The following is a 10,793-nucleotide window of genomic DNA, read 5'->3' on the forward strand; positions in this document are numbered from 1 at the left end:
CCCATAAACCTGTCTTAACGGGTTAGCTTTGAAAATATACTGTCGTCCAGCTGTTTGGCCTGGGTGCCATCCAGTTTATAGCCGGGCAGGCCGGTATTTTTCATCTGAATCATTATATGACCACCGTAGACCATAAACTGCTCCGTAAGGCCGGGAGTACCGCAGGTTGACATCGACTGTTGAACTGCCTCAGAGAGCCCGGTTCGATCTTTATTGCTTTTGCAACCGGTGAAAAGGTCCATTCCCATAATGGCGGATAGCTCTCTTAATTTTCCGGAGAAATAAAAGGGACCTGCTTGTTCGGCAACCTGTTGCAGACCGCCAGGGGTGTTGTACAGCGCCCATAAATCATCAGCCAGTTCCTTTGCCCTGTATTGGTTGCTGGCGGATAGTGCTGGCAGCTTTTCTCCCAGTAAGCCGCCGTACTGATGGTTTGAACCGACTAATTGCTGCAGTGCAGCGCCATTGACCTCCATCACCGTTTTCCAGGTGTTGGCATTAGCCATCAGGATTTTGCCAGACAATGATTTCTGCCTGTCTGCCAGGGCCAGTTTATTGCAGGGTGCAACCAGCATGACAGGCCGTGGCCTGATTTTCACGGCAGCGGACCTGCCATCAGCGTAATGAATGGTCAGCGTGCGCTCTTTATTGGACATTTCCATTAACTTTTCGTGCAGCTTTTCAGTCCATTCTTTCTCATTTTCAAGGCCTGCAGCTCTGGCAATACGGCTATCACGGATATGATCCGGGCTCAGCAAATTCAGGTACAGGCAATCCAGCTGAATGGGGCGGTGATCGGGTTTTTTCATGGCATTTTGTAACGCCGGTTTGTGGTTGTGAAGCAGAAGGGCGGTAAAGATTTCATCGAGGCGCTGGTCGGTTATGCGATCAACATTCTCTCCTTTTTCCTTGTAGGCATAAGGGCAGCCGACCCGGATATGCCTGGCCGTCTCCTGACCATCAACTTGCATGGTGTAGGCCAGCATATTTATTGCATGAGGCGAGTTCCGCTCCATTGAAAGAGCCAATTTGTCATGATAGCCATTTGCGAAAGGGTCTCTGTTTTCACGTTCAGCATCAGCAGTGTCAGCACGGTCATCGTGGAAACGCATGGACGCTGCCGGTGTGTATTCAAGAGTGACCTGGTGCCATCGATCATGCTGATAAATATGAAGACGACTGCTGAACGACTCGCTATCCTCTGCCAGAACCTTCATAAGTTCCTGTTCAAATAGATCGGCATTAAATCGTTTCTTTAGCTGCTTGTGCAGTCCGGTGAGTTCCTGAATGGCGTCAGGAACGCACTGGGCCGTCGTGCCGGTACTGGTCTGTGCGATTGCCCTTTTACTATCAATAATTGCAGCGATTTCCCCGTCAGCATTTTTCTTTGCAGACTGAGTGTTGGATAACCGCCTGACCACTTCGGCATAGATATTCACCTGTGTAAGATATTGCTCGCCGCCTCTGAAATCGTATTTGCCGGCATCCCGTATATATCTTTTCAAGCCCGCTATATCATCTTCAATAGCGCCAGTCATTGCTATCAGTCTTGCGCTGAGATGTTCGCTGCCACTGCCAACCAGCTGCCTTGCCTGTTGCAGTGGGCCGCCCTCAATGTCGGGCCAGTGTGGCGCTATCCACCTCATATCCGGACCATTTTCCAACAATGAGCGTTGCGCCCAGTGGATGAACGATTGCACTTTTTCCCGGTGTGCCGTTAGCTGGTCAGCCAGCTTTTCTATTTTCTCCGGGGTATTTATGGTTGTGATGGCAAGCTGTGTGGATCGGCTTTGCACATCAGTAGGAGATGGTTTGCAGCTAACGGTCGTAATGCATATTGGTGGTTTTTTTATTTCGTTAAGTCTCGATATAAACGGTTCAGGGTTATTGACCCTGGGGAGTAGCTGATTGATATTTTCCAGAATTTCTTTTTTTCTGGAGGGTGGGGGTAGTGCTCTCTGCTGGCTGGTTCTTGAATCTTTTATGTCTTCAGTAAGCTGGATCGCTGTGCTAATCAGTGGTTGCAGGTTATCTATAATTTTTAGTCGGCTGTTGACAGGAATTAAACAGAATATGTCACCTGATGGCATTGCCAGGGTGATTGTTAAATCTTTTGGCAAATTCAGTTGTGTGACCAAATTTTTATAGCTATTGAAAGCTTTTTTGTCGGAGAGATCATTGTTCAAATCACCATTATTTATGGACTCCATTAACGATTTCAGCGCTCTACCAGACTCACTGATATAGTAATTCTCTGAATTTTCCCGATGAATTTTCGCAAGCTCTCCATCCGTTGAGAGTAGCTCTTCCAATTCCTGCTCTGGCACAGGGCTGTTTTTTTCATCCACAAGGGAGCTTGCATTAACTGACTTTATTGTTTCAAAGCTGGTGATCGCTTTTGTTCCCTGCTGCCCATCATCTGCCTGTATGCCGGGCTCTTTCAGCCTGACAGGTGCTACATCTTTCTGGAATTTTTTTTTCGCTATTTTACTTTCTGGTGTAGGAAAATCGTGGGTAAAGCTATTGGAGCCAGGCTTGTTGGGTTCAATGGGAGGGGCCATGGGTAAATCCTTTTAGCTAAAAACCGCAAAGTTCAAAAATTCAATCTCAATACTGAATGTCTGATATATCGCCATTTTTAACACCCGCTAAACCTGTTTCCTATCAGCTTTGCGGGCCTGATCCGCTGACTTCAAAAAACAGCAATTAAGTTTTCACGTGTTTGGAGTTTTCGCTCAGTCACAAATTGAAAATTAGCAGAAGCACAATCCGAAAAGCTCACTATAATTGCTCAACATCTTCTAAAAAAAGCTGAGCCATTGCTATGAATCTTTCCGTCCCTGGCAGCAAACCTGCAATTGATATTCCTGCAATTGATATTGTTGTGGGCTCTGAGTCAAAAATGAAAATTAGTGCCGTAGAGAAAGCTTTTGCTCGCTACCAGGTTAATCTGATTGCAACCAAAGCACGTTCCGGAATAAATAGCCAGCCCGTTGAAAACGAAACCCTTACGGGAGCTGGCAACAGAATAAAAGACGCGAAAGCAAAATACCAGGCAACAGCTCATGACGCTGATTTTTTGTTGGTAGCCATTGAAAATGGTATTTTCCATGAGCAGGTCAACGGTCAGAAAGTATGGTTAGATAAAGCCGTCGTTATTATCGAGACATCCGGGGGCATGCAATACATCAAGGAAACATCACCAGTACTATTGCCTGCTGAGTGTGTGACTATCGCCAGACAAAGGGGATTTGAACATACAACGGTAGGCCAGGTTATGGCCGAAATAGACAGTACGGTTCAGCATGATGACCCCCACTCAAGCTTGCCGCCTTTTAAACCCCGTCAGCAATATCTGGAAGAAACACTGGTTAAGATGGTAAATATCTTAGAGCGGGAAAAACGGATAAATTAAGTGTGAAATGCTACGCCATATTCAGCATTACAACTGGATAGTGAAAGGATCAGCCGGTTTTAGACCAAAAACTGTATTCCAACAATAAACAGAAACAGGGCAAACAGCTTCTGTAACTTATCTGTCGCCAGTCCATGAGCAATACGGGCACCAATTCGCGCAAATAGAACACTGGTCAACACAATACCCAGGAAAGCAGGCCAATAAACATACCCGGTAGCCAGAGCAGGCAGGCCTGAACTCTTCTCACCCAGTGCCATGTTGGATAAGGCTCCCATCACAGCAATAGGTAAGCCGCAGGCCGCCGAAGTACCCACCGCCTGCTGCATTGTCAGGCTGATTTTGCGCAAAAACGGCACAGACAGAGTCCCACCACCAATACCAAACATACTGGAGACAGCCCCAATGACAACACCGGCACTCACCAGCATTGATTTCCCCGGCACTCTGACACCTTCATAAACCTTAAACCCGAACCACATTTTTGCTGAAACCAGGATCGCAAATACGCCAAGAAGCTTCTGTAACAGGTGTCCACTCAGATTCACGGCGGTATACACCCCGAGAAAAGCACCGGCAAGAATACCGACACTTAACGTGGCAAATATCCGCCATCGAACAGCTCCGGCATACTGGTGCGCTTTAATGGAGCTTACCGATGTGACCACCATGGTAGCCAGGGATGTGCCTACCGCCATATGGGTCAAAACCTCAGGGGACATACCCTGGACGGTGAAGCTGAAGATCAGTACAGGAACAATAATCAGCCCCCCACCAATACCAAATAAACCGGCCATTAGTCCGGCACAAGCCCCCAGGACAAGGTAGAGTAGATAGAGCATTGCTATCCCTTACAAAAAAAACAGATTAACAATTATACGACGATAATCTATTATCAGGTGAGTCTATTTTCAGGGAGCGCCTGTTAACCCGGATATTTCAATGATGATAAGCAAATTCAATAAAATATTTTTTTTAGATTTTTATGAAAATCAACCAACTCTTACGACCAATATTTATACGACTAATATTTATACGACAAAGTATATTCAAATAATCGAAAAACTAATTTAGAATGGCTGGATGCCTATTAAACAGCTGGCTATTTTATCCCCACCCCACTCTTTTCATGCACAAATAATTCCTGAAAAATCAAAACGTAAAAGGTATAGACATTCTTATCCATTAGTTCTATAACGTAGATGTACGTACACTTTTTTCGTTATTGATAATGTGTCGTTCAAAAGGATAGAAAGACTTCTGAAAATCATAACTAAGCAGTACGCCTTAAAAGACTCACAACGATCAGGCGAGGGGGAAAACAGATGTCCATATTTGCTCAATACCAGCAGAGATATGAGTCCGTCCAACAGGAAGAGATGAGTCTCACAGAGTACCTGGAACTCTGCAAAAAAGATCCCCAGGCTTACGCCAACGCCGCTGAACGTATGTTGAAAGCGATTGGTGAGCCTGAGGTGATTGACACTTCCCGGGATCCACGTTCAAGCAGGATCTTTTCCAATAAACTGATTAAGCAGTACCCGGCGTTCAAAGAGTTCTATGGCATGGAAGAAGCCATTGAACAGATCGTCTCTTATTTCAAGCATGCCGCACAGGGCCTGGAAGAGAAGAAACAGATTCTTTACTTACTGGGGCCAGTGGGGGGCGGTAAGTCATCCCTTGCGGAAAAATTAAAGCACCTGATGGAGAAAGTACCTTTCTATGCCATCAAAGGCTCTCCGGTTTTTGAATCTCCCCTGGGCTTATTCAATCCGGATGAAGATGCCGATATTCTCAAAGAAGAGTACGGGATACCAAGCCGGTATCTTAAGTACATCATGTCACCCTGGGCTGTTAAACGGCTGAATGAGTATGGTGGTGACATCTCCAAATTCAGGGTGGTTAAACTCTACCCAAGTCGTTTGAATCAGGTTGGTATCGCCAAAACCGAGCCAGGGGATGAAAACAATCAGGATATTTCCAGCCTGGTGGGTAAAGTCGATATTCGTCAGCTGGAAGAGTACTCCCAGGACGATCCTGATGCCTACAGCTTCTCCGGCGCCCTGTGCCGGGCGAACCAGGGTATCATGGAATTCGTTGAGATGTTCAAGGCACCTATCAAGGTATTGCACCCGCTGCTGACCGCAACCCAGGAAGGTAACTACAACAGTACCGAAGGCCTTGGTGCCATCCCTTATGAAGGTATTCTGCTGGCGCACTCCAACGAGTCTGAGTGGCAGTCTTTCCGGAACAACAAAACCAATGAAGCCTTTATTGACCGGGTTAATATCGTCAAGGTGCCCTACTGCGTAAGAGTCAGTGAAGAGATCCATATCTATGAGAAGCTGCTTGAACACAGTTCCCTCAGGGAAGCCCCATGTGCACCGGATACGCTGAAGATGCTGGCACAGTTCACCACACTGTCCCGTATCAAAGATCCGGAGAACTCATCAATCTACTCGAAAATGAAGGTGTACGACGGTGAGAACCTGAAAGACACCGATCCCAATGCCAAGCCTTTGCAGGAATACAAGGACATGGCCGGGGTTGATGAAGGTATGAACGGTCTTTCCACCCGGTTTGCCTTCAAGATTCTGTCCAAGGTTTTCAACTTTGATCCTTCAGAGGTCGCTGCAAACCCGGTACACCTTCTTTATGTTCTGGAACAGCAGATTGAACAGCACCAGTTCCCGGAAGAGATACACGATCGCTATCTGTCGTTTATCAAAGAGTACCTGACGCCCAAGTATATCGAGTTCCTGGGCAAGGAAATTCAGACCGCCTACCTGGAGTCCTACTCTGAGTATGGTCAGAATATCTTTGATCGCTACATCACCTACGCTGATTTCTGGATTCAGGATCAGGAGTACCGTGATCCGGATACCGGCCATATTCTGGACCGTGCCGCACTCAGCGAAGAGCTGGAGAAAATCGAGAAACCTGCGGGTATTGCCAATCCCAAGGACTTCCGGAATGAAGTGGTGAACTTTGTGCTCAGGGCCCGGGCCAATAATGATGGCAAGAACCCCAGCTGGCTGAGCTATGAGAAGATGCGCACCGTGATTGAGAAGAAGATGTTCTCCAATACGGAAGACCTGCTGCCGGTTATCTCATTTAATGCCAAGGGATCCCAGGAAGATCAGCGCAAGCATGCCGATTTTGTTTCACGAATGGTTGCCCATGGCTATACCGAGAAACAGGTTCGCCTGTTATCCGAATGGTATATCCGGGTTCGCAAGTCTCAATAAAAACGACGCCCGTCTGCCATCACCGGCAGGCGGGCATAACTCTTATGCCCTGTATTAGCCAGGGCAACTCTCTATTAAGCGAACATTAGCAACCATCGGGGGAGCGTCTTTATGAGCATCATAATCGACCGACGCCTCAACGGAAAAAAGAAGAGCACTGTCAACCGACAGCGTTTTCTGAGGCGTTACCGCAGCCTGGTCAAAGAGGCTGTACAGGGTGCTGTTGATCAACGCTCAATCACCGACGTTGACAGCGGCAGCAATATTACCATCCCAAAGAAAGACCTGAGTGAACCCTTTTTCCATCATGGTCAGGGGGGGCATCATGGCCATGTGCATCCGGGTAATAAAGAGTTTAACCAGGGCGATCGTATTCAGCGACCACCGGGCGGTGGTGGCCAGGGCACAGGAGATGGCAAGGCCAGTGACAGCGGTGAAGGCGCTGATGACTTTGCCTTCCAGATCAATCGTGATGAATTTCTGGAGTATCTGTTTGATGATCTGGAACTGCCGAATCTGGTCAGGAAAGAGCTGAAAGACAGCACGGACTATAAATTAAAGCGTGCAGGTTTTACCACGGCCGGCTCCCCTGACCGCCTGAACGTGGTCCGATCACTGCGTGCTGCCCATGCACGACGGATAGCACTCTCTGGCAAAGAACGGAAAGTGATCAGAACACTGAAACGAGAGCTGCGGGAAATGGAAGTCAGCCCGGATGAAGTGGACCAGCTTCAGGCCCGTCGGCTCCGTGAAGAGATCAATGTACTTAACAAGAAATTGAAGCGCCTGCCATTTATTGATGATTTTGACCTGCGTTTCAATAACATGGCCAAAGTACCCCAGCCTTCCAGCAAGGCCGTGATGTTCTGCCTGATGGATGTTTCCGGCTCCATGACCCGGGAAATAAAGGACATGGCCAAGCGCTTCTTCCTGCTGCTCTATCTGTTCCTGGAGAGAAACTATGAAGCGGTAGAAGTCGTCTTTATCCGACATCACAGCGAAGCCCGTGAGTGTGATGAGCATGACTTTTTCTATGCCAGAGAAACCGGGGGAACAGTGGTATCCACAGCCCTGCGCCTGGCTGATGAAATCATCACTGACCGGTACTCCCCCAACGAGTGGAATATCTATATCGCCCAGGCCTCTGATGGCGATAACTGGGAAGCCGACTCCAGTAAATGTCACGATATTATTCTGGAAAAGTTGCTGCCGGTTTGTCAGTACTACTCCTATGTAGAGATCACCGATCGCCATCACCAGAACCTCTGGTATGAGTACAAGACAATAGAGCAGGCACACCCGGGACATTTTGCCATGCAACAGATCCGCAGCTATGCGGACATTTACCCAACCTTCCGCCGCTTATTTGAGAAAAAGGAGGGAAGTCATGTTGGAAGTTGAAGCACCGGTAAGAACACCGAAAAAAAGAAAAGAACCGCTTTCCACCGGTTCCGACTGGACATTCGAGTTACTTGAAACCTATGACCGGGAGTTTGCCCGGCTGGCCGACAAGTTCCGGCTGGATACCTATCCCAACCAGATAGAGGTGATCAGCTCTGAGCAGATGCTCGACGCCTATTCCTCTGTTGGTATGCCATTGATGTATAACCACTGGAGTTATGGCAAGACATTCCTCAGCAACCAGCAGAACTACCAGCAGGGAAGAATGGGGCTGGCCTATGAGATAGTGATCAACTCCAACCCCTGCATAGCGTATCTCATGGAAGAAAACACCATGCCGATGCAGGCGCTGGTGATTGCCCATGCCTGCTATGGTCATAACTCTTTCTTCAAGGGTAACTATCTGTTCCGGCAGTGGACCGATGCCAGTGCCATTATTGACTACCTGCTGTTTGCCAAAAGCTACCTGGCCAAATGCGAAGAGAAGTACGGCATCAGCGCCGTCGAGGATATTCTGGATGCCTGCCACGCCCTGATGAATCAGGGCGTTAATCGCTACGTTCGGGCAACACCCATGTCTGCGGAGCAGGAAAAGGCACTCTCACAGGAGCGGGAGGAGTATATTCAGCGCAACCTGAATGATCTCTGGCGAACCATCCCGGTCCGCGAGACTGAACAGCAGAAAAAAACCGTACGCTTCCCCAAGGATCCGGAAGAGAACCTGCTGTACTTCATTGAAAAAAATGCGCCGCTATTGGAAACCTGGCAGCGGGAAATTATCCGCATTGTGCGCAAGATTGCCCAATACTTCTACCCGCAAAGACAGACTCAGGTCATGAACGAGGGTTGGGCAACGTTCTGGCATTACCACCTGATGCATGAGATGTACGACGAAGGCCTGATTACCGAAGGCTTTATCATGGAGTTCCTGCACTCTCACTCCAGCGTCGTATTCCAGCCGGATTTTGATGACCCAAGATACAGCGGCATCAACCCCTACACCCTGGGCTTCAATATCTTCCGGGATATACGCCGGATCTGTGAGAATCCGACGGATGAAGACCGACAGTGGTTCCCGGACCTGGCCGACACTGACTGGCTGGATGCGGTGCACTTCGCCATGCAGAATTTCAAGGATGAAGGCTTCATTCTTCAGTACCTGTCGCCTAAGGTCATGCGGGATATGCGGCTGTTCAGCATCGACGACAATGAAATTAACCCTTACCTTGAGGTGGATGCCATCCATGATGACACAGGCTATCGTCAGCTGAGGGAAAACCTGGCCGCACAATACAACCTGGGGAACCGGGAGCCCAATATCCAGGTCTACAACGTGGATGTCCGTGGTGACCGTTCACTGACCCTTCGTCATTACATGCACAAAGGAAGGCCCCTTGATAAGAACAGCACCAGTGAAATCATCAAACACCTTCACCGCCTGTGGGGCTTTGATGTAAAACTGGAGTGTGTGGACGAAGAAAATATTGTTCAATATGAACATACGTTGCCTAAAGAGAAGCAATCCTCAGAAGCTGTTTGAGAATAACGCCCGCCCGGGCGACACTGTATAAAATTGAGGATAAAAATTCCGTTTTGCAAGTTGAATAGTAGTTTTATTCACCGAACAAAACGGAATTTTTAATTCCCAATGGTTTTTAACTGGCCAGTTCTACGTTGATCCACTGCATCGGATTTCAACACTCTGTTATCTGATCATCCGCCTGCTGATCTCCCTTCAATCGTTCAATGTAAGCATTAAAATGCGCTAAGGAACTGTTTCTGAATAACTTCCTCTTTTTCGCCACGGAGGCACGGAGTCACAGAGGAAAAATTTTTTTCTTTTCTCCGTGCCTCCGTGACTCCGTGGCAAGGTTTTTTTCTTTACTGGACAGCATCGGATGTGGAAGTTATTTCAGGACAGTTCCTAAATGACTGGAAATACCACCAAAAAAATTGCAACAACCAATGGAACCAAACCGGTGAATGAAAGTCAGAGTTAATGAATTTGAAAAATATCTCTATCTGTTTTACAAATCTTCCAGACAGATGTTTAAAAATGGATAATTTATTAGCAAATATGCCGTCAAGGGCGATAGCTGGTTCACGTAAGCCATCACCCAGCCACGGAGATGATAACTCATTTCCAAAGCCAGTCGCTGCAAAGAGTACAGTAGCCATACAGGAAAGTGTCCCCCTGACAGCTGCAGCGATGCCGAAACAGACGTCTGATTTTAGAATAACCAAAGTAGACAATATAACAAAGTCTGATTGCACCATTTTTAAAAACAGGTGCTTCAAGAATCTGCTTTCAGTATTTGATCAGAAAACACTGTTAGAGATCATCAGTGAGTTTAGTGATGATGACATTAGATTTATTATGACGCTTGGGCGTTATCAAGACAACAACGAGCATTATTTTAATCAGCTCAAACGGTTTGACTTACCCGATGAACATCATACCAGAGGCCATGAAGAGGAACTCAAAAAATTAAATGCGATGCATCATGCAAAGAGCCCTAAGTTATATGCCTTGTTCAGAGATACATTGTTGGCTGAGGCCAGAGGTAGCAGCCGATTGGAAGATGAGTTTGGAATGTACTTTACCCCGTCGTCTGTCTGGTTGAATCCTGTGGCAGAGAAACTGCGATCATTGAACTGCAAGAGCGGTATCGAAGTGATGGGAGGTAAGGGCAGGGCGGTAGCACGAAGCGTACATATGTACTATTAAG

7 protein-coding genes are annotated in these 10,793 nt (G+C 47.4%); 5 read left to right on the plus strand and 2 right to left on the minus strand.

What is annotated here, in order from left to right; translation table 11 throughout:
• Positions 1–14 precede the first annotated feature (14 nt).
• A complete protein-coding gene (locus CX664_RS15785; RefSeq protein WP_101747675.1) occupies positions 15–2,561 on the minus strand; it encodes an inositol phosphate phosphatase SopB in 2,547 nt (848 codons plus the stop codon).
• A 263-nt stretch (positions 2,562–2,824) separates the two neighbouring features.
• Between CX664_RS15785 and CX664_RS15790 the strand changes: the two genes are divergently transcribed.
• A complete protein-coding gene (locus CX664_RS15790) occupies positions 2,825–3,415 on the plus strand; it encodes a DUF84 family protein (RefSeq protein ID WP_101747676.1) in 591 nt (196 codons plus the stop codon).
• A 59-nt stretch (positions 3,416–3,474) separates the two neighbouring features.
• Here the strand turns inward: CX664_RS15790 and CX664_RS15795 are convergent, their stop codons facing one another.
• Positions 3,475–4,257 (minus strand): sulfite exporter TauE/SafE family protein, encoded by a 783-nt coding sequence (locus CX664_RS15795; protein WP_101747677.1) that lies wholly within the window; start codon positions 4,255–4,257, stop codon positions 3,475–3,477.
• Positions 4,258–4,740: 483 nt separating this feature from the next.
• Between CX664_RS15795 and CX664_RS15800 the strand changes: the two genes are divergently transcribed.
• From CX664_RS15800 to CX664_RS15820, 4 genes are all read left to right on the plus strand, one after another.
• Complete coding sequence (locus CX664_RS15800; protein ID WP_101747678.1) at positions 4,741–6,663, plus strand: PrkA family serine protein kinase; 1,923 nt, start codon at positions 4,741–4,743, stop codon at positions 6,661–6,663.
• Positions 6,664–6,774: 111 nt separating this feature from the next.
• Entirely contained in the window at positions 6,775–8,064 is a 1,290-nt protein-coding gene (locus tag CX664_RS15805) for a YeaH/YhbH family protein (protein WP_101747679.1), read from the plus strand.
• On the plus strand, positions 8,051–9,604 hold the full coding sequence (locus CX664_RS15810) for a SpoVR family protein (RefSeq protein WP_101747680.1): 1,554 nt from the start codon (positions 8,051–8,053) through the stop codon (positions 9,602–9,604). The genes CX664_RS15805 and CX664_RS15810 overlap by 14 nt, the downstream gene beginning before the upstream one ends.
• A gap of 459 nt (positions 9,605–10,063) precedes the next feature.
• Complete coding sequence (locus tag CX664_RS15820; protein WP_146000051.1) at positions 10,064–10,792, plus strand: hypothetical protein; 729 nt, start codon at positions 10,064–10,066, stop codon at positions 10,790–10,792.
• Position 10,793: the final 1 nt, after the last annotated feature.

It is taken from the genome of Endozoicomonas acroporae, assembly GCF_002864045.1.
GTDB classification, from domain to species: domain Bacteria; phylum Pseudomonadota; class Gammaproteobacteria; order Pseudomonadales; family Endozoicomonadaceae; genus Endozoicomonas; species Endozoicomonas acroporae.

Coding starts and splice junctions, on each gene's coding strand:
- CX664_RS15785 (WP_101747675.1), bottom strand. CDS start 2,561: ATGGCCCCTCCCATTGAACCCAACAAGCCTGGCTCCAATAGCTTTACC.
- CX664_RS15790 (WP_101747676.1), top strand. CDS start 2,825: ATGAATCTTTCCGTCCCTGGCAGCAAACCTGCAATTGATATTCCTGCA.
- CX664_RS15820 (WP_146000051.1), top strand. CDS start 10,064: ATGAATTTGAAAAATATCTCTATCTGTTTTACAAATCTTCCAGACAGA.
- CX664_RS15795 (WP_101747677.1), bottom strand. CDS start 4,257: ATGCTCTATCTACTCTACCTTGTCCTGGGGGCTTGTGCCGGACTAATG.
- CX664_RS15810 (WP_101747680.1), top strand. CDS start 8,051: ATGTTGGAAGTTGAAGCACCGGTAAGAACACCGAAAAAAAGAAAAGAA.
- CX664_RS15805 (WP_101747679.1), top strand. CDS start 6,775: ATGAGCATCATAATCGACCGACGCCTCAACGGAAAAAAGAAGAGCACT.
- CX664_RS15800 (WP_101747678.1), top strand. CDS start 4,741: ATGTCCATATTTGCTCAATACCAGCAGAGATATGAGTCCGTCCAACAG.